This is a genomic window from Burkholderia sp. MS389, from assembly GCF_016899425.1.
In the GTDB taxonomy this organism is placed as follows: domain Bacteria; phylum Pseudomonadota; class Gammaproteobacteria; order Burkholderiales; family Burkholderiaceae; genus Burkholderia; species Burkholderia sola.
On the sequence record NZ_CP045995.1, the window covers coordinates 1,419,691 to 1,442,256 of the forward strand.

Here is a 22,566-nt window from a genome sequence, read left to right on the forward strand (position 1 = left end):
CGCGAGCCGCGTTTCATTGGGCCGGCTCGTTTGCGCTGCGCGGCCGGGCGGCCGACACGCTCCGCGTCCGCATCCGCTTGGCGCGGACGATCGGGTTCCAGCGCGACGTCAGGCTCATCGCGTCACGCAGGCGCTCGAACGCGGCATCCTCCGTCGGCCCGAAGCGGCTGACCGCCGGCCACGCGAGCACGTGGTCGACACACGTCTGCCAGATGTCGCCATGAAACCTGCGGCCGATTTCCCGCACCGTATCCGGTGCGGCGATCGCGATGCCCGCCAACAGGTAATAGGCCCAGAAGCTGCCCGCACCGACGAGCCGATCGAGCCGGCACACGGCGAGCGCGGCAAGCAGCCCGTCCGTCGATGCGAGATCGGCGCGATGCGCGCGGATCGCGCGCGCGACGAGATTGTGCTGACCGCCGTACGCCTGAACGGAAACGCCGTGGCCAGCCGCAAGCTCCGCGGAGAACGTCGCGAGCGCAGCCATCTCGTCGATACGCGCGGCGTCGTCGCGCGGGCCACAGGCGCGCAGCACGATCGCGTCGATCACGGCGCCGGGACGGGCCGGCGTTTCCGTGCCCGTTGTCGCGACCGCCGTCGGATTTTCTCTCAGGTTCTTCGCAGGCGGCGTCTCGCGCGGCCCGTCGTGTTCGTTCGCGATGCATGCGCCCGCGTCGTCGCCGCTGCGTTCGACGCCGCCGGCAATCCGTTCGAGCGCGGCCCAGCCGAGTTCGGGATCATCGAATGCGCACGCATCGATCACGCCGTGCGCGGTGTCGAATACGGCACGCGAGCCCGGACAGCAACGTTCGGCTTGCGCGAGTTGCTGCGCGGAAGGCACGTGCGAGCATGCGCCGGGCGAATCGGCCGGATCGCACGCGCAACCGCTGCCATCCGTCGCGATCCACGGGACCAGCCGGTGAAGCACGGCCCTCGCTTCGCGGGACAGGCTCGCGCCAGCGCCCACATGTATCGCGTGCGACGGGACGACAACCGGGTCGCCGGCGCAAGCCGCCCCGTCGAGATGTTCGATCAGGTACTGCAGCCACGCGGCCGTGCGCAGCCGGTCGGGCGTCGCGCCGCGGGCGTCGCCATACTTTGCTGGATCGGTAAGCATGGGTCGTCCGGGATGGTTCTGGCTAATTGACCTGGTTTTGTTTCAATCGAACCGGGCGGCGCAGTACGCGACGCCGCCCTGCCACGCCGCCCGTGCCGGATCGCGACACGGGCGGTCAACCGGCCGCCGCGCCGATACGCGCGACGGCTCGACCCCGTCGAAGCATCGAAGCCGCGAAAACCCGCCGCGCTTGCCGCACGGCCCTCGCGCGCGGCGGGTTCCGCTTCGATCGCGCGACGCTTACTGCACGTGGAACTTCGGCGACGTCAGCACCGTGCCGCCCACCGTGCAGTCCGGCGTCAGCGTCGCGTTGTTGAACGTCAGCGACGAGTTCGCATCGCTCCACGCCGTCACGACCTTGCTTGGCCCGCACGCGCCGAGCAGCGTAACGTTCACCTTCACGTTGTTGATCGACAGCTGCGTCGTGCTGTCGGCCTGCCCGGTCCACGGCGACGTGCTGCTCGCGCTGCCGCTGATCAGCGAGCACGTCGCGCCGCCCGTGAACGTCGTCGACGTGATGTTGACGATGCCGGTCGACGTGATCGTGCCGTTGAAGGTCGCGGTACAGGCCGCCGTGATCGACCCCTTGCTCAGGTTCGTGAGACCCGATGCGGAGAACGGCTCGCCGTTCGGGTTCATCGGCTGACCGTCCGCGCGCGAAACGGTGACCGCGAAAGCAGGCGCGGCCGAAACCGCGGTGAAAGCCACTGCAGCAACAAGCGATACGATTTTGCGAATGCTCATTTGAACTGCCCCCTCTCTTCACAAATGGCGGCACGCCGCCAGGAACGCGATCTTCCGGCCGGAACCCTCCGGCCAGCCGGTCGCAGGAAGCCGCCGGCACGCGTCATGCGCGCCGGTCGGCTCAGAACTTGTAGGAAATCCCGACGAACGTGATCAACGGGTCGGCCTTCAGTCGCGTGCGCGTGGTCGCGAGCGTCGAACCGTCGGCCGCCTTGATCACCAGCGACGAGTAGGTCTTCAGCGGCATGTACGTCAGCGTCGCCGTGAGCCCCCAGTGCTTGTCGATCGCATAGCTCGCGCCGACGTTGTAGACCGGCGTGAACGACGACGACGCCTTGCCCTCGACCGACGTCGCGCCCGGCTTGCCGGCGCCCGCCGCGAGCACGCTGCCGAGGTTCTCGTTGATGTCCTTCGCGAAGTTGCCGTTCAGTTCGATGTTGCTGAACCAGCTGTAGGCCACGCCGATCCCGACGAACGGACGGAACTTCGCCGTCGGCGAATTGAAGTAGTACTGCAGAATGACCGTCGGGCTCCACTGCCGCGCGTTCTTCACGGCCGGCTGGTTCGCCGACTTGTCCATGTCGACGTTGCCGAGCGCGCCGGCCGGGCCGGGCGGCCTGATCACGCCGTGTCCGGTCAGCGTGAATTCCGGCGGCACGCCGAGCACCGACGTCACCGCGATGTGATCGGTGAAGAAGTGCGTGAGCGTGAGGCCGACCGTGTCGGCGTTGTTGACCGTCAGGCTCGTGCCCGGCGACGTGAACGAACCGGGCAGGCGCAGCGGCCCGTTGATCGGCATGCTTGCAAGATTCGTCGTCAGCCCGTTGGTCGAATCCTGCGGCATGATGTGCAGCCAGCCCAGCGTCGCGACGTTGTCGCCCGCCTGCTGGGCCGATGCGAGCGTCGACACGCCTGCGACGACACCCGCGACAATCAGCTTCTTCATGAAGTCTCCCCCTCATTCTGTCGGGACGCCGCGCATTCGCGCGCGGCGCCGCCGTGTCTCCATCCACACGCGGTCACTGCACGAACGCGCCGACCGTGAAGTACGGATTGCTCGTATCGGCCATGTCGAGGAACCCGAACACGCCGCCGGTGAACACGAACTTGCCGGTCGCCGGCCCCGACGCCGCGTCCGCGTGCACGGTCGTCACGACGCCCGGCACTGTCTGCGTGTAGTCGAGGTTCAGCGCGCGCGTGAGCGCGGCCTGCGACGCATTGAACGGATCGAGCAGCGTGGCCTGCGCGCCGACGAGCGCGGTCGCGCGGTAGTTGAACGCGCTGTCGACGCCCGTGTACTCGCCGTTCTGCGAGCCCTGGGAGACCGCCGTCTGCGGGCTCAGGAACGAGATGCCCGATTCGTCGTCCGCGCTCGGCGCCCCTTGCGTGAGGTCCGCATTCGCGGCGCCGGTGCGGATGAAGATCGGCACGAGCTGGTTGCGCAGCTTGCCGACGATCAGGATCCCCTTGCCGGCCTTCGCCGGATCGAGCGCCGCGAGCGTCCGCGGAATCTGCGGCTGGTAATTGAGCGACTGGAATGCCGGCGCATCCGGGCGCAGCGTGAACGGCTGGTTCACGGTCGCGCTCGACGCCAGCGGCTGCCCGCCGTTCTTCTTGCCGAAGTTGTCGGTTTCCGTATAGCTGCCGTCCGCGTTGATCGTCACCTTCTGGTCGAGCGCCACCGGCTGGAAGTTCTGCGACGGCACCTGGTGATAGCCGAGCTGGTTGTACGTGCCGGCAATCTTCGTCAGGTCGGTTTCGAGCGACGAGAAGCTGATGAACGGGTAGTACGGGAACGTCGTCTTCGGGATCTTGCCGACGCCGATCACGCCGTCGAACTGGATCGTCGCGCCGGGGATCGCGCCGCCCAGCACGCCTTCGCCGAGAAACAGCCGCGCGGGCCGGCTCGGGTCGAGGCTCGCGTTCTGCATCCGGAACGTGCACTGGTTCAGCTTCACCGTGGGCAGCCCCGTTTCGTCGGCCAGCGTGCCGTCGACCACGTTCGCGGGCGCGGTGTCGCGCGTCGGCTGCACGGTGCCCGCGGTGGTCGGCACCGGCGACGCGAGGTAGGCCATCCGGTACGTCATCTTCGTCGTGTCGAGCTGCACCTTCACGAGCTCGCCCGACCCGGAGCCTCCGACGAACACCGTGTTGTAGTCGATCGTCTGCGGGCACAGCCGGACCACCGGCGCGGGCGGCGGGTCGCCGTCGCCGCCGCATGCGGCCAGCACGGGTGCGACCGATGCCGCGGCCATCCAATGCTTAAAATTCATAGGAATCCTCTTGAAATTCGATTCACCGGCGGCAGCGCATGCGCCGCCGGTGTGACGTGTTCGATGCCGGGTTACTGGACGAACGCGCCGACCGTGAAGAACGGGTTGACCTGGCTGTTGTTGACGACCATCGCGTAGACATTCCCGGCCGTCACGATCCACCCCGTATCGCCCTTCTTGAAGATCGCCACGTTGCCGGCCGCGCCCTTCGCGTTGAAGTCGCTGTTGGCCGTGACCTTGACCTTGCCGGGCGATGCCTGCGTGTAGTCGAGCCCGAACTGCGCGGTCGGCGACGACGTTTGCGGATCGATGAACGCCGCGGTATTGCCCTGGAACAGCGTCGACGTGTAGTTCGCCGCGATGGTCGACACGGCGGTGCCGTCGCTGCAGTTGCCGGCAGACGGCGTGAAGTAATTGAAAGTCGTGTTGAACGCGCCGGGCAGGTCCGGATGCGGAACGAACGGATTGAAGCTCGGCCCCTGGCCTGCCGCGCTGCCCGACGGCCCGTTGTTGGTCACCACGCCGCATGCGGATGCGCTCGTCGCCCCGATGAACCCGCCCTTCAGCACGTTGCGCGCGACGGCTTTGGCGGGCGCGAGCATCGAGATGCCGACCTCCGCATCGGCCACCGAGCCCAGCGGATTGCCCGGCGCGGCATACGCATACCCGACGCGGATCACGACCGGCACCAGCGCACCGTTCAGCTTGCCGACGATCATCACGCCGTGCGCCTGGCTCGGCACGAGGATCACGAGCGGCTGCCCCTGGCCTGCCGACGGATAGGCCTGCCCCGACTGCGCGTTGCTGACGAACACGTTGTCAGGCGTACCGTCCGCATTCTTGCGCAAGGTCCACGGCGAACCGGTCGTCTGACACGAGTAGTCGCTGCCTTGCGTGATCGTGCAGGAGCCGTCCGCATTGAGCGTCTGGTTCCAGTTCACGACGTCCGGCTGCCAGCCTTGCGGCGTGGTCGTCTGATAGGTGGTGCCGGTCGGCGACAGATGAATGCCGACTTCGTTGTACACGCCGGCCACCTTCGTGAAGTCCGTTTCGGTATCGGTAAAGCCGATGAACGGATAGAAGTCGAACGTGCGCGACGGCACCGAGCCGAGGAAGAAGCCCGGCGCGAGTTCGATGCCCTGGAACGCGATCGTCGCGCCCGGAATGCCGCCGCCGACCACGCCGTTGCCGACGAACAGCATCGGCGGATCGGCGCGATTGATCGTCACCGAATATGCGCCGTCGCTCGTCGCGCCGCTGTCGAGCACGAACGCGCAACGATTCTGCTCGGCCGTCGGGAGGTTGGTCGGATGATGGAACGCGCCGCTGATCGTCAGGCCCGCGCGCGTGTCGTTGATCTGCCCTGCCGAGGTCGGCACCGACGAGTCGATGAATTGCATCTGGTAAGTCAGCTTCGTCGTGTCGAACTTCACCTTCACGTATTCGCCGCTGCCGGCGCCGCCCGTATACGTCGTCGTGTAATCGAGCGCGTCCGGACACAGCTTCGTCACGACGGGCGGCGTCGTTTCGGCGCCGCTCGGCCCGCATGCGCTGCCCGAGCACTGCGGCACGGTGATCGGCCCCGGATCGTCGCCGCCGCCGCAACCGGCGACGAACGGCAGCACCAGCACCGCGCACGACAGGATCGCCTTCCGCCATTCAGGAATGCAAATCATCAACCCCTCCTTTTCAGGTACGACAAGTCTCGTCCGGCCGGGCTGCATGGCCTGCCGGTTGGTATCGCGCCGCCGCACGAATGCGCGGCGCATGACGCTGCACGCGGGACCGCCGCGAACCGGTCGGGCATAGGCGGCACACGCGGCGGCGGACAAACGCGCTCCCGCGGCGCCGTCATGCGGCACGGCGCCGTCGGAACGATCGAAACGGAAAGTGGCTTGCCGCTACGGCTCGCCGCTACGGCCTGCCGCTACACGGCGAGGTGACGGCGCAGGCATGCGACCTGCGTCGCGCCTGCATTCAGCGAAAAATCGGGAAGCGGCAGTCCCGCCGGCCCGGCGGATAGGCGTCTCATGATGTTGGTCTCCATACGTACGCTTGATTCGTTTTCGTGATGCGTCGTGTGTCGAGACTATGATCGGACCATTCCCGCAAGTAAATGGATGCAGAGTTCCAAACGACGGACGCCGCGCGATCCTAGCGTTTATACGGTATTTAACAGATTTTCAAACGGCCTTCATTTTATTTGCTCAGACAAATAAACGCCGCGTGGAACACGCGTTTGAACGGCCCTGCGAATCCGCGCCGGGCCAAGCCGGCCGGCCTTCCGCGGCCAGCACGCATGCTGCGGCGCACCCTCACACGTCGATGATCGCGAGCGTGCCGTGACTGCCGGGCAGCACCGCGTGGCGCGTGCCGGCGCGCGCGAGATACATCTGCCCGGCGCCGACCACGACCGTTTCCGCTTCGACCTCGAGCATCAACGTGCCGTCGAGCACCAGCAGCCCCTCGTTGTAGTCGTGCACTTCCGCTTCGTAAGGCTGGGCATCCATGCGCAGCACCTTGATCCGGGCCGGACCCACTTCGCCGACGATCGTGGATTGCCATGCGCAGGCCTGCGCGTTTGCCACGGATTTCAAATCGATCAAAGACATGCGCGCCGCTCCGTATCGCCGGGAAAGGAACGCATTATCGCGAGCGCCACGCGTGTCGTCCCGGTACGGCGCGAGGGCCGGCGGGCGGCACAGTCGGCCAGCCGGCCGGGTGGCCACGCGAGCGCGGGCCGATTGACGGAAAACGACCGGAATTGTTCGCGCCACTCGAATAAAACACCGAATCATTGAGCAATATCACCGCAATCCACCCAAATTCGGCACCGGCACGACCCGGCCTTTCCATCAGAATGCATTTCGATCTGCCGATTGCTAATATGGCGGTCCCGCGATCCCGCACTACCCTGCCGTTCGACATGACGCCCGTTCGCCATGCCGTCCCCGGTCCCGGCCGCTTCGCAGCGGCGGCGGCGCCGGGCACGGGCGGCGCCCGCCGTCGCGCCGGCCGGCCGTGCCATCCGTGAGCATGCAACCGATCCTTTCCGTCTCCGACCTCTCCAAGACTTACGCGTCCGGCTTCCAGGCGCTGAAGCACGTGACCCTCGACATCCGCCCCGGCGAGATCTTCGCGCTGCTCGGGCCGAACGGCGCCGGCAAGACGACGCTGATCGGCTCGATCTGCGGCATCGTCACGCCGACCGAAGGCCGCGTGACGGTCGGCGGCCACGACATCCGCGATCAATACCGCGCGGCCCGCGAAATGATCGGCCTCGTGCCGCAGGAGCTGACCACCGACGCGTTCGAATCCGTCTGGGCCACCGTGTCGTTCAGCCGCGGCCTGTTCGGCAAGGCGCCCGATCCCGCGTACATCGAGAAGACGCTGAAGGCGCTGTCGCTGTGGGACAAGCGCGACAACAAGCTGATGACGCTGTCGGGTGGCATGAAGCGCCGCGTGATGATCGCGAAGGCGCTGTCGCACGAGCCGCGCATCCTGTTCCTCGACGAACCGACGGCCGGCGTCGACGTCGAGCTGCGCCGCGACATGTGGAAGCTCGTCGATTCGCTGCGCGAAAGCGGCGTGACGATCCTGCTGACCACGCACTACATCGAGGAAGCGGAGGAAATGGCCGACCGGATCGGCATCATCCTCGGCGGCGAGCTCGTGCTCGTCGAGGAAAAGCGCGAACTGATGCGCAAGCTCGGCAAGAAACAGCTCACCGTGCAGCTCGAGCAGCCGCTCGCGGACGTGCCGCCCGCGCTCGCGCCGTTCGGGCTCGAACGCGCGGAAGACGGCGCCGCGCTCGTCTATACGTACGACTCGCAGCGCGACGACGCGAGCATCGCGAAGCTGATCAACGCGCTCGGCTCGGCCGGCATCGGCTTTCGCGACCTGCACACGACGCAGAGTTCGCTCGAGGACATTTTCGTCAGCCTGATCGACAACCGCCGCAACGGCGTGCAAGGAGCCTGACGTATGAACTGGCATGGAATCCGCGCGATCTACCGCGCAGAAATGGCTCGCACGCGCCGCACGCTGATGCAGAGCATCATCGCGCCGGTGATCTCGACGTCGCTGTATTTCGTCGTGTTCGGCTCCGCGATCGGCTCACGCATCAGCGACGTGAACGGCATCGGCTACGGGTCGTTCATCGTGCCGGGCCTCGTGATGCTGTCGCTGCTGTCGCAGAGCATCTCGAATGCGTCGTTCGGCATCTACTTCCCGCGCTTCACCGGCACGATCTACGAGATCCTGTCCGCGCCCGTGTCGTATTGGGAGATCGTGATCGCGTACGTCGGCGCGGCCGCGTCGAAGTCGATCCTGCTCGGCGTGATCATCCTCGCCACGGCCGGCCTGTTCGTGCCGCTGCACATTCTGCATCCGGTCTGGATGGTGCTGTTCCTGGTGCTGACGGCTGTCACGTTCAGCCTGTTCGGCTTCGTGATCGGCATCTGGGCCGACAGCTTCGAGAAGCTGCAGCTCGTGCCGCTGCTGATCATCACGCCGCTCACGTTCCTCGGCGGCAGCTTCTACTCGGTCGACATGCTGCCGCCCGCATGGCGCGTCGTCACACTGTTCAATCCGATCGTCTACCTGATCAGCGGCTTTCGCTGGTCGTTCTACGGGATCGCCGACGTGCACGTGTGGATCAGCCTCGCCGCGACCGCGCTGTTCCTCGTGATCCTGCTCGCGATCGTCGCGTGGATGTTCCGCACCGGCTACAAACTGAAGAATTGACGCCGGCGAGCGTCGCGCGCGCCGCCCGACGATGACGCATTTGGGCAAGCAGGCGGCGCTTTTCCTCCGATGCGGCAGTTTGTGGTCGCGTCTACTGAATACGAAGCATCGGGGCCGTCGAGCATGCGCTGCGCGGCCCCTTTTTCATTTCAGAGGACGCCATGCCCACCGCCACCGCTCCCGCCTCCGCCGCCGCCCGGCTCGAACGCCTGCCGTTCTCCGGCTATCACAAGCGCATCTTCTTCATCATCGCGATCGCGTTCTTCTTCGACTCGGTCGATCTCGGCACGATGACGTTCGTGCTCGGCTCGATCCGCAAGGAGTTCGGGCTGTCGACGGCCGCCGCCGGCCTCGTCGCGAGCGCGAGCTTCTTCGGGATGGTGCTTGGCGCGGCCGTGGCCGGCCTGCTCGCCGACCGCTTCGGCCGCCGGCCCGTGTTCCAGTGGAGCATGGTGCTGTGGGGCGCCGCGTCGTACCTGTGCTCGACCGCGCAGAGCGTCGACGCGCTGATCGTCTACCGCGTGCTGCTCGGCATCGGGATGGGGATGGAGTTTCCGGTCGCGCAGACGCTGCTGTCCGAATTCGTGCCGACCGAGAAGCGCGGCCGCCTGATCGCGCTGATGGACGGCTTCTGGCCGCTCGGCTTCATCACGGCCGGCATCGTCGCGTATTTCGTGCTGCCGCAATTCGGCTGGCGGACCGTGTTCGCGCTGCTCGCGATTCCGGCCGTGTTCGTGCTGGTCGTGCGCCGCATCGTGCCGGAATCGCCGCGCTGGCTCGAACATGCGGGCCGGCACGCGCAAGCCGACACGGTGATGCAGACGATCGAGGCGAAGGTGATGCGCTCTGCCGGCGTCACGACGCTGCCGCCGCCGTCGCGGCTCGCCGAGCCGGCCGCCGCGCGCGGCCACGGCGCGCTGCGCGAGATCTGGAGCGGCGTGTACCGCCGCCGCACGGTGATGGTGTGGCTGCTGTGGTTCTTCGCGCTGCTCGGCTTCTACGGCCTCACGTCGTGGCTCGGCGCGCTGCTGCAGCAGGCCGGCTTCGAAGTCACGAAATCGGTGTTCTACACGGTGCTGATCTCGCTCGGCGGCGTGCCGGGCTTCCTGTGCGCCGCGTGGCTCGTCGAGCGTTGGGGCCGCAAGCCGACCTGCATCGCGTCGCTGATCGGCGGCGGCGCGATGGCGTACGCGTACGGCCAGAGCGCGCTGTACGGCGGCAGCACGACGCTGCTGATCGTCACGGGCCTCGCGATGCAGTTCTTCCTGTTCGGGATGTGGGCGGCGCTGTACACGTACACGCCCGAGCTGTACGGCACCGGCGCCCGCGCGACGGGTTCGGGCTTCGCGTCGGCGATCGGCCGGATCGGCTCGCTGATCGGGCCTTACGTGGTCGGCGTGGTGTTGCCGGTGTTCGGCCAAGGCGGCGTGTTCACGCTTGGCGCGCTGTCGTTCATCGCGGCGGCCATCGCCGTGTGGACGCTCGGGATCGAGACGAAGGGGCTCGCGCTGGAGCAACTGGCGGCAGGCGACGGCGCGGGCGGCAGCGGCCGGTATCCGGCACCGGCGGCGGACGAGGCGTCCTGATCGCCGGGTGGGTTTTCAGGCCGTTTCGAGCCGAATCCAGGTGCTCCTCGATCTCGACCTCATCCTGCCGATGCACGGCGCGGCGATCGCGCATGACATTCCGCGCGTGCTCGCCGCGCGATCGTCCAGTGCGAGGCCGCCGCCGCGTAAGCCGCGGCGGCGGTCATCCGGCACGGGTACAGCGGCGCCCGTCAGGCGTCGGCGACGACGAACTCTTCGGCCGCCTTGCGCTGGACCGCGGCCATCACGGCCAACTCGCGCTTGCTGCGCGTGTCGCCGGACACGACGCCCGTCGCGTGCTTCGCCTTCGCGCCCAGCGGGAAAAAGACGAACGACGCGCCGGCCGGGGCCGCCGGCTCCGCGCGCAGGCGTTTGTTCAGGATTTTCAGATACTTCTTCTTCGAGACTTCCTTAGCAGCCATGGCGCCCTCCGCGTACACGTGATGCGGATCAGCATACCAGTTTTGCCGATGCGCTCCGTGACAGCGGCCGCGCGGCGCACCGGCTCCATCGCGCGTGAAAATTTCTCGCCCGCGATGTCGATTCGCGTCGCCGTCGCGCGTCGTGTTGTCGTAACCGATCGTTTTGCCGTCGCACCGTCGGCAAGCGCCCTGTTCCCTTTCAAGGAGAGACGACAATGCGCGTCATGGTCATCGTCAAAGCCACCGCCGATTCCGAATCCGGTCGGCTGCCCGACACCGACATGCTGGCCGCGATGGGCCAGTTCAACGAGGCACTCGTGAAAGCCGGCATCCTGCTCGCCGCCGACGGGTTGCACCCGAGCAGCCGCGGCAAGCGCGTGCACTTTTCCGGCAAGAACCGCACGGTCGTCGACGGCCCGTTCTCCGAAACGAAGGAGCTCGTCGCCGGCTACTGGCTGTGGCAGGTCAAATCGATGGAGGAAGCCGTCGAATGGGTGAAGCGCTGCCCGAACCCGATGCCCGGCGACTCGGACATCGAGATCCGCCCGCTGTACGAACTCGAGGAATTCGGCGACGCGTTTACGCCCGAGCTTCAGGAGCAGGAAGCGCGCATCGTCGCGGAAATGGACGCGCGGCAGAAGCGCTGAGCGGGGCAAGCGGGCGGCGCGGGAGCGGTCCGCGTGTACCCCAATGAGCCGGTTGACGAAGCCCCGGTCAGTAACGTATCTTTTTGTCACGTTACTGACCGGGGCTTCGTCATGCATTCCCGTTTCGACCGTTTCCGCTTGACCGCGCTCGGCGCCCAGCTCGAAGCGCTGATCGAACAGCCCGAGCGCTATCTCGAGTTCGCGGCGCTGTCGCGCGTCGGCGTCGCCGCGATCGGCGCGATCCAGGACGAGATCGCGCACAAATTCCCCGAAATCGAAGCCGACACGACGGCCCGCCAATTCTGCGGCGCGATGGTCGCCGACGTCATGCGCCGCCACGGCCACGAGGTCGTGCAGGCGCGCGGGCGGCTCGGCGGTGTGCTGTTCAGCTATGGCGCGGTGTTCAGCGCATCCCCGCACCGGCTGCCGTTCGCCGACATCGTCGCCGCGCTGGCGCGCATGCCGGCCCGGCTCGCCGCCTGCGCGGCGCATGTGCCGGCCGCGCTGGCCACGCGCCGCCCGGCCGGCACCGGCTTCTCGCTGGTCGAACATGCGTGCCACCTGCGCGATCTCGATGCGGTGTTCGCCGCCCGCATCGACGCCGTGCGCACGGCCGAGCTTCCCGCGATCGAATCCGTCGACGGCACCGCGCTCGCCGCGCAACGCGACTATCTCGCGCAGCCGCTCGATCTCGCCGTCGCGGCATTCGGCAGTGGCCGCGCCGCGCTGTGCGCCACCGCGGCCGCGCTGGAGCCAGCGCAACTCCAACGGTGCGGGCTGCGCGACGGCATCCGCCGCATGTCGCTCGACGAACTCGTGCGCGAACTGCTCGATCACGACCGCACGCACGTGCTCGAACTCGACGAACTCCTCGCCGAACTCGAATTGCCGCCCCTGCCTGCAGCGGCGGCCGCATGATCGCGCCCGCGCCCGTCGTCTCCATTCACGGTTTCATCGGCACGTTCGACGTGCACGGCTGGCACGGCCCGCCTCTTTGCCCCGACCTGCTCGGCTACGGCGCGCATCCTATGCAAACCGTCCGCCTGACAACCCGTAGGGTTCGCCGAAATATGGTTGAAAGGCGCGATTGCTAAAGTCGTCGCAACAGGGTTTTCCCGGCCTCCCGCCCCGGACTGGAACGACACATGCAAGGATCGATGAACCTGGCACGTACTTTCTGGCTGCTACTGCTGCTCGCCGTCACGAGCCCTGCGTTCGCCTTTCATGCGCGGGTCGTCGCGATTCCGAGCGCCGCGATGAGCGAAACGCTGAAGGCTACCATCGTGCTGCCCGACGATTACGCACGCGACAACCACGGCGAGCGCTACCCCGTCGTCTATCTGCTGCACGGCTCGGGCGGCGACCATACCGACTGGACGTCGAACACGCACATCGCCGCGCTGGCCGACCGCTATCGCGTGATCCTCGTGATGCCCGACGGCGGACATGAAAGCTGGTACATCGACAGCCCGTTCGATTCGGGCAGCCGCTACGAGACCTTCGTCGGCGATGAAGTCGTGTCCTATGTCGACCTGCATTTCCGCACGATCGCCGCCCAGCACGCGCGCGCGATCACCGGGCTCAGCATGGGCGGCTTCGGCGCCCTGCGCATCGCGCTCGACCGGCCCGACACGTTCGGCGCGGTGGGCAGCATCAGCGGCGCGGTCGATCCGCGCTGCTGCACGGACGAACCGGGGATCGCACACGTGTTCGGCGATCCCGATCGCCATCCGTCGTTCTGGAACCGCAACGTGATCGTCGAAAACGCGCGGGCATTCGTGCGCGCCCATCTCGACCTGACGATCGATTGCGGCCGCGACGACGCATTCGTCGACTCGAACCGCACGCTGCACGAACGGCTCGTCGCGCTCGGCGTGCCGCACGACTATGCGGAGCGGCCGGGCGGCCATACGTGGGACTACTGGGCGAATGCGATCCGCTACCAGATGCGGTTCTTCGCGACGTCGTTCCAGCATCGCGGCTATGCGTACCGTGCCGCGCCGCCTGCACCGGGTATGACGCGCGCGGGCTGACGCACGAAAAAGAGAAACGACGAAGCCGTCAGTTGCCGTGCGTGGTGTCCGCGCCGACGACGCGATCGAAGAATTCCTGCGCACGCGCCAGCTCGTCGAGCGCGCGATCGAGACGCGACATCGCGCGTGCGTATTCGGCCGACGAGCCGTCGTCGTCGCTTTCGCCGCGCACCGCGCGAAACGCCTGATCGACGTTGCGCGTCGCTTCGACGAAGCGTTGTGCGGCCCGGGCTTCCGGCGAACAGATGTGGGTCGACATCGACACTCCTCCGTCAGGATTGCAGTGTGAAGCACGCCGACGTCCAGTGTGCGTGGTACGCATGTCGGCGACGTGAACCACGACCCGTCGCGTGTCGACGCATCGGCCGCCGCACCGCGCGCTTCGTGCCGATTGTCGCTCCGCGCTCGTCGATCCGCTACGGCGAGATTGCAACAAATTCTTGCGCGAACGGCGTCGCGCCCGGCGTCACGCGCGCCCGATGCGCGGATGCGCGAGCCCGGCGAACGCGGCCGCCTCGCCCGGCGACAGGTCGAACAGATCGCCGGTGAGATCACGCGGATGCTCGGCCGCCGGCCGGTTGCGCAGGCGCGCGACATGCGTGGGCGCCACGTACGCGGCCGCCGTTTCGAGCGGCGGCACGTCGAACAGATCGCGCGTGACGCCGCGCACGGCGTCGGTCGGCGAACGGCCGCGCAAGCGCGCGACCAGCTCGACGAAGCGATCGAAATCGCCCGCGCGCGTGGCCTTGTTCACTTCCGCGAGATCGCGCGCCTTCAGCACGCATGGCTGCGCGAGCCGCACGAAATACGGTGCCTCGAGCTCGACCGACAGCGCGAGCGGATAGCTCTTGCCCGTCTGCTCCTTCGCACGCCCGATGCAGTCAACCACGGCCGCGCCCTGCGCGGCGCCCAGCGGCCTGCCCGTGCTCACGCTGCGCAGATGGTCGGGAAACACGCGCAACTGCGTACCGACCGTCAGCGCGGTGGACGACGCGCACACGAGCGCGTAATGCTGCTCGCGACGCCGGCCCGACGGCAACGTCGAGCGGCTGGCGATGAACGTGTGCGGCGGCAACGGCCGCACCTGACCGCTTGCGTCGACCCACGCATTCCACAGCAGCGCGTCCTTGCGCTCGCCCGCGCGCGGACGCGACGCGACCGGCGAAAACAATGCGAGCAGCGAACCCGTGCGATGCGCGGCGACTTGCGCGCTGCTGCCGAGCGGCTGGTTGATGCCCCACAGAAAACGCCCGCCGCCGAGCCGGCGCTCCCATTCCTTGCGGAGCACGACGGTCGGCAATTCCTCGCCGGACTCGGCGCCGATCTTGGTCCAGCAGAACGTGGGTGGGAGGTGTTTCAGTGTCATCAACTTTCTCGGGGATACAGCCTCGCTGCTGACAGCAAGCCCATTCAACAGCCGTAACTGTATAGGTATAATGCATCGCATGGAAGCCCCGGACCAAGATTTTCCCGTTCAAGACCTGTTGCGCCGCTTGATGGCAGACACACGCTCGTCCAGCGAAATTGCGCGACTTTCCGGGGTCAGCCAGCCAACCGTGTCGCGCCTTCGGCTGTCGAACGGGCGCCGGCTGCGCCGCAGCGCGCCATTCAACAAGCTATGCAGTTTCTATGGCGTCGATACCGAGCCGTCGCGGCGCCGGTACAACGACCTGCTGCGCGACGCGATCGTCGACGCGTGGGACGGGTCGGACGAGCACGGGCGCGCGCTGCTGGTCGTGATTCAGGGGCTGAAGGGTTTGCAGGCGAAGGCGGACGACGGGTGATGTCGCCAACGTGCCCGGTCATTCATCGGGATTGAACGGGATCGGCGCGCGCGCCCGCATCGGCGACGGCGCGCCGTTTTCTACGTGTGTGGCGCAGCGGCTCGCCAGCGCCGCATCGCGCGCGGCAGCATCGAGGCGCGGATAGCCGCTGCCGGTCACGACACGCGCGGCGACCACCCGGCCGGCCGCATCGGTTTCCAGTTCGACGAGCGCGGCGCCGTGTTCGCCCCTGCCGTCGTCCTGGCGGCGCCGCGTCAGCCGTCAGCCGTCGCACGCCGCGCTGCATTGCGCGAGCGAATTCTCCTTGCTGCGAAAAACCAGCGGCTGCTCGTCACGCGGCGCGCGACGTCGCGCGAACTGCACTGCCTGTTCGATCTGACCGTGATGAGCCGACTTCGCACACACCGGATCGGCTTCCTTCGGATCGCCGGCCAGCAGGTACGCCTGACACCGGCAACCGCCGTGATCCGCATGCCGCTCGTCGCACGTGCGACACGGCTCGCGCATCCAGTCGTCGCCGCGAAATGCATTGAACGCATCGCTGTCGTACCAGATGTCCCGCAGCGAGCGATCGCGCACGTTCGGCAGCGCAAGCCCCGGCAGCGACCGCGCGGCATGGCACGGCAGCGCGGTGCCGTCCGGCGCGACGCCGAGGAACACCGAGCCCCAGCCGTTCATGCACGCCTTCGGGCGGCGCTCGAAATAGTCGGGCACGACGAACAGGATCTTGCAGCGCTCGCCGATCAGCTTCCGATAGCGGTTGACCGTGTCCTCGGCCTCGCGCACCTGCTCGACGGTCGGCATCAACTGGTCGCGATTGAGCATCGCCCAGCCGTAGTACTGCGTGTTCGCGAGTTCCAGGTAATCCGCGCCGAGATCGAGCGCCATCTCGATGATCTGCCCCACGTGCGGCAGGTTGTAGCGATGCAGCACGCAGTTGAGCACCATCGGGTAGCCATGCGCCTTGATCAGCCGTGCGACGTCGCGCTTCAGTTCGAACGTGCGCGTGCTGGTCAGGAAATCGTTCAGCTCGCGCGTCGAATCCTGCAGCGACAACTGGATGTGGTCGAGCCCGGCGGCCTTGAGCCGCTCGATGCGCGCGACGTTCAGCCCGATGCCCGACGTGATCAGGTTCGTATAGAAGCCGAGCCCGCGCGCATGCGCGACGAGCGTCTCGAGGTCGCCGCGCTGCAGCGGCTCGCCGCCCGAGAAGCCGATTTGCGCGGCGCCGAGCGCGCGCGCATCGCTGATGACCGTGCGCCACGCGTCGGTGTCGAGTTCCGCGCCGTGCGTCGCGAAGTCGACCGGGTTGTAGCAGAACGCGCAGTGCAGCGGGCAGCGGTACGTGAGTTCCGCGAGCAGCCACAGCGGCGCGGACGGATGGGGCGTGTCGGGTGTCATGTCAGTCCAGCCAGCCGCGCAGTCGCGCATGATCGAGGAAACGGTAGACGTCGGTCGCGAGATCCGATTGCATGAACAGGCGCTCGAGCTCGCCGATGATGTCGTCCAGTTCGCGCGTGCCGTCGCAGCGCGCGAGAATCTCGCCGGCGCTCGGGTTGAGCTTGACCATGCCCTCCGGATAGAGCAGCACGTACGCATCCTGGGCCGCCTCCCATTGCAGGCGGTACATGCCCCTGAGGCAGGGGCGCAGCGGCACGCCGCTGGCGGCTTCGATCGCGTTCATAGGGGGTAGGCCTTTTCGACGGCGTCGAGCATCGACCACAGGATGTCGAGCTTGAATTGCAGAATGCCGAGCGCGCGCTGCTGCGCGTCCGGTGTCGTGAAATGCTGCAGCGTGACCACGAGCCCATGCTCGACGTCGCGCTGCGCGAGCGGCACGCGGCTGCGAAAGTAATGCAGCCCGGCCGGCTCGATCCACGGGTAATGCGACGGCCAGCCCGCGAGCCGGTCGAGATGGATCTGCGGCGCGAACATCTCGGTCAGCGACGAGCACACCGCTTCCTGCCACGGCGCGCGCCGCGCGAAGTTCACGTACGCGTCCACCGCGAAACGCACGCCGGGCAGCACGTGTTCGAGCGACCACAGCTCGTCACGCGTCAGACCGCATGCCTCGCCGAGCCGCACCCACGCCTCGATGCCGCCTTCGTTGTCGCCCTGCCCGTCGTGGTCGATCAGCCGCTGGATCCAGCGGCGCCGCGTTTCGCGGTCGGGGCAGTTCGACAGGATCGCCGCATCCTTGAGCGGGATGCAGATCTGGTAATAGAAGCGGTTCGCGACCCAGCCGCGGATCTGCGTGGGCGAACAGGCGCCGCTGTTGAGCCGCCGGTTGAACGGATGATGGATGTGATAGCGCGATTCGAGCGCACGCAGGCGCGCCTCGAATTCGGTCGCGGTCCAGGGCGTCGCGTGCAACGCCGTAGCGGGGATCGGTGCGTTCATCGTCAGACCTGGAATTGCATGCCGTCGTGCGCGACGTCGATGCCGTGCGCGCGCAGGTGCGCGTGCTCGACGGAATGCGGATCGAGAATCGGGTTCGTGTTGTTGATGTGCGTGAGCACCTTGCGCGTGCGCGCGGGCAGCGTGTCGAGCCAGTCGATCATGCCGGGCCGCCCGGGTTCCGCGCACTGCGCGAGATGTCCCATGTCGGCCGCGTGCTTGCCCGACAGGCCGAGATCGATCATCTCGGTGCCGGTCCAGAACGTGCCGTCCACCAGCACGAGATCGACGCCGTCCATGGCCGCACGTACCTCGTCGGTGACCGACGCGAGCCCCGGCGCATAGAACGCGCGCCGCCCGCTCGCGACGTCTTCGATCGACAGCGCGATGTTGTCGCCGGGCGCGGCCGACGCGCGTCGCGGCGAATAAGGCGGCGGCTTGCTGTCGACGGCGAGCGCGGTGAAACGGATCCCGCTCGCGGCCGGCACCGCGAACGGCTCGCCGGGCACGATCGTGTGCGCGGCCACGCCGCAGTAATGGCCGAGCAGCGGCACGAGCGGCAAGCCGGTCGACAGGTCGTCGAGCACCGGCGCGCTCGCGTAAAGCGGCAGCGGCGTCGAACGCTCGCGCAGCATCAGCAGGCCCGTCACGTGATCGATCTGCGCGTCGCACAGCACCACGGCGGCAATGCCGCTGTCGCGAATCGCGCGCGCCGGTTGCAGGTCCGGATCCGCGCGCAACTGGGAAAGGATGTCGGGCGACGCGTTGACGAGGACCCAGTCGACGCCGTCGTCGCTGACCGCGATCGACGACTGCGTGCGCGGCAGCACATGGCCGCTTCCGCTGCGCGCACGGCGGCAGTTCGCGCAATTGCAGTTCCATTGCGGCAGCCCGCCGCCGGCTCCCGAGCCGAGTATCTTGATCTTCATGGCGTCAGCTCCCGAGGCCGCCCGCGCCGATCACGGCGAAACGGGCGGCACGCACGGCGATCAGCGGTTGGCGATGTACATCGTGATTTCGAAGCCGAAACGCAGGTCGGTGTAAGACGGTGTCGTCCACTGCATGGTGTGTCTCCTGTCTGAATTGATGAGTCGATGAGTCGATGCGTTGCTGGATGAATCGAACGACCGCGGCAATCGAGCGGTCGGTTTCTATTCAGCAAGGAGCGTGCCGAAGCCGCTTTTCGGCGGCCCGGCGGCGGTAGACGGCCATCATCCGGGCATCGCGGCGGAATCCTTACGAATAGCCGACACGATTCGCGCGAATGCGTTCCGCCACCCCGGCGGAACGCTGTCCGCGCGTGGTCACAGGTGTTGAATCGTTGAACACCGGTGTTGCAACTTGACACACCGGCTGTGACAGGTCGCGCGCAGCGCGACGGCGCGTCAGCTTTCGTCGGACGGCTGGCGCCCCGCGTCGGCGGCGGGCATCTTCCGGTAGATCGTGTTGCGCGAGACGCCGAGCGCGCGCGCCGCGGCGGACACGTTGCCGCCGTGACGGGCCAGCGCGGCGGCGATCGCGGACGCGGCGACGTCCTGCAGGCGCGCATCGACGGAAGGCAACGCGTCCGCGGCGCCCGGCCCGGCCGCGGTGCTCGCCGCGGCGGGCGAATCGGGCGTGGCCGGCACGGCCTGCCCGGTCTGCACGGCATCGCCGCGCCGCAGGTCATCGAAGAAGTCGTCCGGCAGGTGCTCGCGCCGGATTTCGCCATCGTCGTCGACCATGGCCGCCGCCGTGCGCAGCAGGTTGCCGAGCTGGCGGAAGTTACCCGGCCACGTGCAGCGCACGAACAACTCCATGACGTCCGGCGCGACGGACAGCGGCGGCCCGCCCGGCCCCGCGAACGCCTCGCGTTGCAGCATCTTCTGCACGACGACCGCGAGATCCGTGCGGTCGCGCAACGGCGGCAGGCGCACCACGAGGCCGTTCAGCCGGTAGTAGAGATCCTCGCGGAAACGGTTCTGCGCGATCATCTCGCGCAAGTCGCGGTGCGTCGCGCAGATGATCGCGATGTCCACGGCAATCGTCTTCGTCGACCCGAGCGGGTTCACGAGGCGCTCCTGCAGCACGCGCAGCAGCCGCACCTGCAGCGGATACGGCATGTCGCCGATCTCGTCGAGGAACAGCGTGCCGCCGTTCGCCTGCAGCAGCTTGCCGATCGCCCCCTTGCGGCGCGCGCCGGTAAATGCGCCCTCCTCGTAGCCGAACAGCTCGGACTCGATCAGCGTCTCCGGAATCGACGCGCAGTTGACCGCGACGAACGGCGCGTCGCGCCGCGGCGAGTCGTTGTGGATCGCCTGCGCGAGCAGTTCCTTGCCGGTGCCGGTCTCGCCGGTGATCAGGATCGGGATGTCCTTGCCGATCACCTTGCGCACCTTCGCGATCACGCACGCGACCTGCGCATCGCCGGTGTCGAGATAGTTGAGCCGCGACAGGCCGGCCGACGTGCCGGCCGCCGGCGCGGGCGCCGCGTTCGCGCGTGCGGCCGGCGCGCCCGCGTCGTGGACGTCCGTCGGCCGGCTGCCTTCGGCGAGCGTCGCGCGGCGGAAGTGCACGCGCGCGCAGACCACCGCACCGTTGCCGAGATTGAGCATCAGGTGCCGGTCGGTGCTCGCGCGCATGCGGTCGATCAGCTGCGCACTGGTGACGTCGAACAGCGACGACAGCGTGTGCGCGCGCAGCGCCGAGAGCGGCATGCCGAGCTGGAACTGCGCGCTGCGATTGGCCGACAGGAAGCGCCCGTCGGCGGTGAACGCGACGATCCCCTCCATCAGCGTGCCGAGGAACTCGGGGCGGCCATGAAACGACACCTGCAGCGTTTCCTGAAAGGTCGTCGTAAACAGGTGATTCTCGATCATCTGCACCGACATCTTCGCGAGCGCCATCGTATGCTGGTGATAGCTGCGGTGGTCGCCCGTCACGTCGAGCACGCCGATCGCGTCGCCGTACGGATCGAGGATCGGCACGCTCGAACAGGTCAGGAAGCGGTTCGCGGCCAGGAAGTGCTGGTCGCCGTGGACGACCATCGGGCACAGCTCTGCCAGCGCCGTGCCGATCGCGTTGGTGCCCTGCCGGCTCTCCGCCCAGTTCGCGCCCGGGCGCAGCGCGACCTTCTCCGCGCGGCGCAGGAAATCGTCGTCGCCGATCGAATGGAGGATCAGCCCTTCCGCATCGGTCAGCACGATCATGCTCTGCGTGTTGACGATCTGCTCGTGCAGCGTCTCCATCACCGGCATCGCGTGCACGCACAGCACCCGGCTCTGCTCGCGCTTGAGCACCAGCGCCGCGTTCGACAGCACGTCGTAGTCGGGTCGTGCCGATACCTGGAGGCCGAACGTCTCCGAGCGCTCGTGGGCCTTCTGGATCGACGGCGCGGGCCAGCCAGCGGGATGCGCGGCCCGTGACCCGGCCGCCTGCTCTACGTCATCGCGCATTGTCTCCTCCGGGGGATCCTTCCGGTCAACTGCCGGACTCTTTGCCGTCATTGCAAGCAAGCATCGGGCCACGCGAGCGCCGCGCGATAAATTGAAAGGACGATGTAATGAATCATCCGGGCGCGGCCGGGCGTGTCGTGTCGCGTCGCGCGACGGGCAGGCCTTCGTGATACCGCGAATTCCCGACGCGTGACTACCCGTGCGAATCCGGATCCTCGCGGCTGGCGCGTTTCTGGCTTCATCGCAGAACCCATCCGGCCGCTGCCCGGCCGCGTGACGGTTGCCTTCCGATTCCGCCCGAACCCTATCGACATGACGCGTCGCCCGATTCGATCCACGCCATCGCCTGCCATGCGGGCCTTGCCCGACGCATCGACGTCACCGCCCACGCCCGTTCGCCGACACCTGCACCGGGACGCGCAATCGATCGCGTTCGCCGTGGCCGGCGCCGCGCAAGGCCATCCGGTCGTCGTACTGCACGGCGGGCCCGGCAGCGGCAGCCAGGCCGGCATCCTGCGGCTGTTCGACCTTGCCCGCGTGCGCGTCGTGCTCGTCGACCAGCGCGGCGCGGGCGCGTCGACACCGCGCGGCGGCACGCGTCACAACGACACCGCGCGGCTGATCGCGGATCTCGAAGCGGTGCGCGAACAGCTCGGCATCGCACGCTGGGGCGTCGTCGGCGGATCGTGGGGCGCCGCGCTCGCGCTCGCATATGCAGGCACGCATCCGGAGCGGGTGACGGGCGTCGTGCTGCGCGGCCTGTTCCTGACGTCGCCACGCGAAGTCCGTGGACTCTTCGTGACGTCCCGCACGCGCGCGCCGCGCGAATGGCGGCGCCTGCATGCCGCGGCCGGCGGCGGCCGGCCGGAGCGACTGCTGTCGCGCTGCGCTGCGGGGCTGCGCCGCGGCGCGAGCACAACCCGGCAGCGCATAGTCGCGCTCGCGTGGCACGCATACGAAAACGCGATCCTCGCATCAGTACGCACACGCCGCTCGCCCGTGCGCCCGATTCGGTCCCAGAAGACCGTCGGCCGGCTGATCGACAAATACCGGATCCAGGCGCACTACCTGCAACACGATTGCTGGCTCGGCGAGCGCCGCGTACTCGCGCTCGCGCGACGGGCCGCACTGGCCCACGTGCCGCTGTTCGCCGCGCACGGGATGGACGATCCCGTTTGCCCGGTCGGCAACGTCGAGCGCCTCGCGCGCGCCGTGCCCGACGCGACAATCGAACGCGTGAAGGCCGGGCATCTGGCAAGCGATCCCGCATTGGCGCGCAGCGTCGCCCGCGCCGTGAATGCGATGTTCGCGACGGTGCCGTTCACGTGACGACCCGGCGCTCGTTCGTGTCGCGACGGGACCGCACACGCAGCCGCATCACGC

At 67.8% G+C, this 22,566-nt stretch carries 24 protein-coding genes and 1 pseudogene; 9 read left to right on the forward strand and 16 right to left on the reverse strand.

The features are described 5' to 3' along the window. Positions 1–13: 13 nt before the first annotated feature. From GJG85_RS22750 to GJG85_RS22775, 6 genes are all read right to left on the reverse strand, one after another. Positions 14–1,117 carry a hypothetical protein gene (locus tag GJG85_RS22750; RefSeq protein ID WP_124555525.1) on the reverse strand — a complete coding sequence of 368 codons (1,104 nt, stop codon included), beginning with the start codon at positions 1,115–1,117 and terminating at the stop codon, positions 14–16. A 240-nt stretch (positions 1,118–1,357) separates the two neighbouring features. Further along, positions 1,358–1,861 (reverse strand): hypothetical protein, encoded by a 504-nt coding sequence (locus GJG85_RS22755; RefSeq protein WP_050012278.1) that lies wholly within the window; start codon positions 1,859–1,861, stop codon positions 1,358–1,360. A 121-nt stretch (positions 1,862–1,982) separates the two neighbouring features. Further along, positions 1,983–2,807, reverse strand: coding sequence for an OmpW family outer membrane protein (locus tag GJG85_RS22760; protein WP_050012277.1), 825 nt, complete (start codon positions 2,805–2,807; stop codon positions 1,983–1,985). A 73-nt stretch (positions 2,808–2,880) separates the two neighbouring features. Beyond that, positions 2,881–4,134 (reverse strand): DUF2957 domain-containing protein, encoded by a 1,254-nt coding sequence (locus GJG85_RS22765; protein WP_204384438.1) that lies wholly within the window; start codon positions 4,132–4,134, stop codon positions 2,881–2,883. Between the two features lie 71 nt (positions 4,135–4,205). After that, positions 4,206–5,810 (reverse strand): DUF2957 domain-containing protein, encoded by a 1,605-nt coding sequence (locus GJG85_RS22770; RefSeq protein ID WP_204384440.1) that lies wholly within the window; start codon positions 5,808–5,810, stop codon positions 4,206–4,208. A gap of 639 nt (positions 5,811–6,449) precedes the next feature. Continuing rightward, positions 6,450–6,746 (reverse strand): cupin domain-containing protein, encoded by a 297-nt coding sequence (locus GJG85_RS22775; protein WP_050012274.1) that lies wholly within the window; start codon positions 6,744–6,746, stop codon positions 6,450–6,452. A gap of 424 nt (positions 6,747–7,170) precedes the next feature. Here GJG85_RS22775 and GJG85_RS22780 point away from each other — a divergent pair, with 424 nt between their 5' ends. From GJG85_RS22780 to GJG85_RS22790, 3 genes are all read left to right on the forward strand, one after another. Beyond that, entirely contained in the window at positions 7,171–8,115 is a 945-nt protein-coding gene (locus GJG85_RS22780; RefSeq protein ID WP_050012273.1) for an ABC transporter ATP-binding protein, read from the forward strand. A 3-nt stretch (positions 8,116–8,118) separates the two neighbouring features. Next, the gene (locus tag GJG85_RS22785; protein WP_050012272.1) at positions 8,119–8,880 is read left to right on the forward strand and encodes an ABC transporter permease; all 762 of its coding nucleotides are present in this window, start codon (positions 8,119–8,121) and stop codon (positions 8,878–8,880) included. 161 nt (positions 8,881–9,041) lie between these two features. Continuing rightward, positions 9,042–10,466, forward strand: a complete 1,425-nt coding sequence (locus GJG85_RS22790) for an MFS transporter (RefSeq protein WP_050012271.1) — start codon at positions 9,042–9,044, stop codon at positions 10,464–10,466. Between the two features lie 191 nt (positions 10,467–10,657). Here GJG85_RS22790 and GJG85_RS22795 read toward each other — a convergent pair whose 3' ends face one another. Next, positions 10,658–10,888: a hypothetical protein gene (locus GJG85_RS22795; RefSeq protein WP_050012270.1), complete on the reverse strand. Its 231-nt coding sequence runs from the start codon at positions 10,886–10,888 to the stop codon at positions 10,658–10,660. 215 nt (positions 10,889–11,103) lie between these two features. Here GJG85_RS22795 and GJG85_RS22800 point away from each other — a divergent pair, with 215 nt between their 5' ends. The 4 genes and pseudogenes from GJG85_RS22800 to GJG85_RS22810 all read left to right on the forward strand — a co-directional run bounded on the left by GJG85_RS22800 (position 11,104) and on the right by GJG85_RS22810 (position 13,568). Next, positions 11,104–11,535 carry a YciI family protein gene (locus tag GJG85_RS22800; RefSeq protein ID WP_089489645.1) on the forward strand — a complete coding sequence of 144 codons (432 nt, stop codon included), beginning with the start codon at positions 11,104–11,106 and terminating at the stop codon, positions 11,533–11,535. Between the two features lie 111 nt (positions 11,536–11,646). Then, a complete protein-coding gene (locus GJG85_RS22805) occupies positions 11,647–12,453 on the forward strand; it encodes a DinB family protein (protein ID WP_204384442.1) in 807 nt (268 codons plus the stop codon). Continuing rightward, positions 12,450–12,560 (forward strand): annotated as a pseudogene (locus GJG85_RS35050) (alpha/beta hydrolase); the annotation flags it as partial. The gene GJG85_RS22805 and the pseudogene GJG85_RS35050, both read left to right, overlap by 4 nt. Before the next feature lie 132 nt (positions 12,561–12,692). Next, entirely contained in the window at positions 12,693–13,568 is an 876-nt protein-coding gene (locus GJG85_RS22810; RefSeq protein WP_176016393.1) for an alpha/beta hydrolase family protein, read from the forward strand. Between the two features lie 28 nt (positions 13,569–13,596). Here the strand turns inward: GJG85_RS22810 and GJG85_RS22815 are convergent, their stop codons facing one another. Together GJG85_RS22815 and GJG85_RS22820 are read right to left on the reverse strand one after the other, a co-directional pair. Then, positions 13,597–13,827 carry a hypothetical protein gene (locus tag GJG85_RS22815; RefSeq protein ID WP_050012266.1) on the reverse strand — a complete coding sequence of 77 codons (231 nt, stop codon included), beginning with the start codon at positions 13,825–13,827 and terminating at the stop codon, positions 13,597–13,599. A gap of 207 nt (positions 13,828–14,034) precedes the next feature. Beyond that, positions 14,035–14,934 carry a hypothetical protein gene (locus GJG85_RS22820; RefSeq protein ID WP_050012265.1) on the reverse strand — a complete coding sequence of 300 codons (900 nt, stop codon included), beginning with the start codon at positions 14,932–14,934 and terminating at the stop codon, positions 14,035–14,037. 79 nt (positions 14,935–15,013) lie between these two features. On the opposite strand from GJG85_RS22820, the gene GJG85_RS22825 reads away from it, so the two are divergent. Then, the gene (locus tag GJG85_RS22825; protein WP_050012264.1) at positions 15,014–15,352 is read left to right on the forward strand and encodes a helix-turn-helix transcriptional regulator; all 339 of its coding nucleotides are present in this window, start codon (positions 15,014–15,016) and stop codon (positions 15,350–15,352) included. A gap of 18 nt (positions 15,353–15,370) precedes the next feature. On the opposite strand, the gene GJG85_RS22830 is transcribed toward GJG85_RS22825, so the two are convergent. The 7 genes from GJG85_RS22830 to GJG85_RS22860 form a co-directional block, all read right to left on the reverse strand. Beyond that, a complete protein-coding gene (locus GJG85_RS22830) occupies positions 15,371–15,610 on the reverse strand; it encodes a TonB family protein (RefSeq protein WP_080334168.1) in 240 nt (79 codons plus the stop codon). 3 nt (positions 15,611–15,613) lie between these two features. Then, on the reverse strand, positions 15,614–16,753 hold the full coding sequence (pqqE, locus tag GJG85_RS22835; protein WP_050012263.1) for a pyrroloquinoline quinone biosynthesis protein PqqE: 1,140 nt from the start codon (positions 16,751–16,753) through the stop codon (positions 15,614–15,616). Between the two features lies 1 nt (position 16,754). Further along, on the reverse strand, positions 16,755–17,036 hold the full coding sequence (gene pqqD, locus GJG85_RS22840) for a pyrroloquinoline quinone biosynthesis peptide chaperone PqqD (protein WP_006480620.1): 282 nt from the start codon (positions 17,034–17,036) through the stop codon (positions 16,755–16,757). After that, complete coding sequence (pqqC, locus tag GJG85_RS22845; RefSeq protein WP_089489648.1) at positions 17,033–17,752, reverse strand: pyrroloquinoline-quinone synthase PqqC; 720 nt, start codon at positions 17,750–17,752, stop codon at positions 17,033–17,035. The genes pqqD and pqqC overlap by 4 nt, the downstream gene beginning before the upstream one ends. Positions 17,753–17,754: 2 nt before the next feature. Beyond that, entirely contained in the window at positions 17,755–18,678 is a 924-nt protein-coding gene (gene pqqB, locus GJG85_RS22850) for a pyrroloquinoline quinone biosynthesis protein PqqB (RefSeq protein WP_050012261.1), read from the reverse strand. 60 nt (positions 18,679–18,738) lie between these two features. Beyond that, positions 18,739–18,813: a pyrroloquinoline quinone precursor peptide PqqA gene (gene pqqA, locus GJG85_RS22855; RefSeq protein WP_006485436.1), complete on the reverse strand. Its 75-nt coding sequence runs from the start codon at positions 18,811–18,813 to the stop codon at positions 18,739–18,741. Positions 18,814–19,134: 321 nt separating this feature from the next. Then, positions 19,135–21,183 carry a sigma-54-dependent Fis family transcriptional regulator gene (locus tag GJG85_RS22860; protein WP_050012260.1) on the reverse strand — a complete coding sequence of 683 codons (2,049 nt, stop codon included), beginning with the start codon at positions 21,181–21,183 and terminating at the stop codon, positions 19,135–19,137. Positions 21,184–21,534: 351 nt separating this feature from the next. Between GJG85_RS22860 and GJG85_RS22865 the strand changes: the two genes are divergently transcribed. After that, on the forward strand, positions 21,535–22,512 hold the full coding sequence (locus tag GJG85_RS22865) for an alpha/beta fold hydrolase (RefSeq protein WP_239468993.1): 978 nt from the start codon (positions 21,535–21,537) through the stop codon (positions 22,510–22,512). The last annotated feature ends 54 nt before the right edge of the window (positions 22,513–22,566 follow it).

Bases quoted from the DNA above. Each gene is read 5' to 3' on its own strand.
- GJG85_RS22750 (WP_124555525.1), bottom strand. From the start codon at position 1,117: ATGCTTACCGATCCAGCAAAGTATGGCGACGCCCGCGGCGCGACGCCC.
- GJG85_RS22755 (WP_050012278.1), bottom strand. From the start codon at position 1,861: ATGAGCATTCGCAAAATCGTATCGCTTGTTGCTGCAGTGGCTTTCACC.
- GJG85_RS22760 (WP_050012277.1), bottom strand. From the start codon at position 2,807: ATGAAGAAGCTGATTGTCGCGGGTGTCGTCGCAGGCGTGTCGACGCTC.
- GJG85_RS22765 (WP_204384438.1), bottom strand. From the start codon at position 4,134: ATGAATTTTAAGCATTGGATGGCCGCGGCATCGGTCGCACCCGTGCTG.
- GJG85_RS22770 (WP_204384440.1), bottom strand. From the start codon at position 5,810: ATGATTTGCATTCCTGAATGGCGGAAGGCGATCCTGTCGTGCGCGGTG.
- GJG85_RS22775 (WP_050012274.1), bottom strand. From the start codon at position 6,746: ATGTCTTTGATCGATTTGAAATCCGTGGCAAACGCGCAGGCCTGCGCA.
- GJG85_RS22780 (WP_050012273.1), top strand. From the start codon at position 7,171: ATGCAACCGATCCTTTCCGTCTCCGACCTCTCCAAGACTTACGCGTCC.
- GJG85_RS22785 (WP_050012272.1), top strand. From the start codon at position 8,119: ATGAACTGGCATGGAATCCGCGCGATCTACCGCGCAGAAATGGCTCGC.
- GJG85_RS22790 (WP_050012271.1), top strand. From the start codon at position 9,042: ATGCCCACCGCCACCGCTCCCGCCTCCGCCGCCGCCCGGCTCGAACGC.
- GJG85_RS22795 (WP_050012270.1), bottom strand. From the start codon at position 10,888: ATGGCTGCTAAGGAAGTCTCGAAGAAGAAGTATCTGAAAATCCTGAAC.
- GJG85_RS22800 (WP_089489645.1), top strand. From the start codon at position 11,104: ATGCGCGTCATGGTCATCGTCAAAGCCACCGCCGATTCCGAATCCGGT.
- GJG85_RS22805 (WP_204384442.1), top strand. From the start codon at position 11,647: ATGCATTCCCGTTTCGACCGTTTCCGCTTGACCGCGCTCGGCGCCCAG.
- GJG85_RS22810 (WP_176016393.1), top strand. From the start codon at position 12,693: ATGAACCTGGCACGTACTTTCTGGCTGCTACTGCTGCTCGCCGTCACG.
- GJG85_RS22815 (WP_050012266.1), bottom strand. From the start codon at position 13,827: ATGTCGACCCACATCTGTTCGCCGGAAGCCCGGGCCGCACAACGCTTC.
- GJG85_RS22820 (WP_050012265.1), bottom strand. From the start codon at position 14,934: ATGACACTGAAACACCTCCCACCCACGTTCTGCTGGACCAAGATCGGC.
- GJG85_RS22825 (WP_050012264.1), top strand. From the start codon at position 15,014: ATGGAAGCCCCGGACCAAGATTTTCCCGTTCAAGACCTGTTGCGCCGC.
- pqqE (WP_050012263.1), bottom strand. From the start codon at position 16,753: ATGACACCCGACACGCCCCATCCGTCCGCGCCGCTGTGGCTGCTCGCG.
- pqqD (WP_006480620.1), bottom strand. From the start codon at position 17,036: ATGAACGCGATCGAAGCCGCCAGCGGCGTGCCGCTGCGCCCCTGCCTC.
- pqqC (WP_089489648.1), bottom strand. From the start codon at position 17,752: ATGAACGCACCGATCCCCGCTACGGCGTTGCACGCGACGCCCTGGACC.
- pqqB (WP_050012261.1), bottom strand. From the start codon at position 18,678: ATGAAGATCAAGATACTCGGCTCGGGAGCCGGCGGCGGGCTGCCGCAA.
- GJG85_RS22860 (WP_050012260.1), bottom strand. From the start codon at position 21,183: ATGCGCGATGACGTAGAGCAGGCGGCCGGGTCACGGGCCGCGCATCCC.
- GJG85_RS22865 (WP_239468993.1), top strand. From the start codon at position 21,535: ATGCGGGCCTTGCCCGACGCATCGACGTCACCGCCCACGCCCGTTCGC.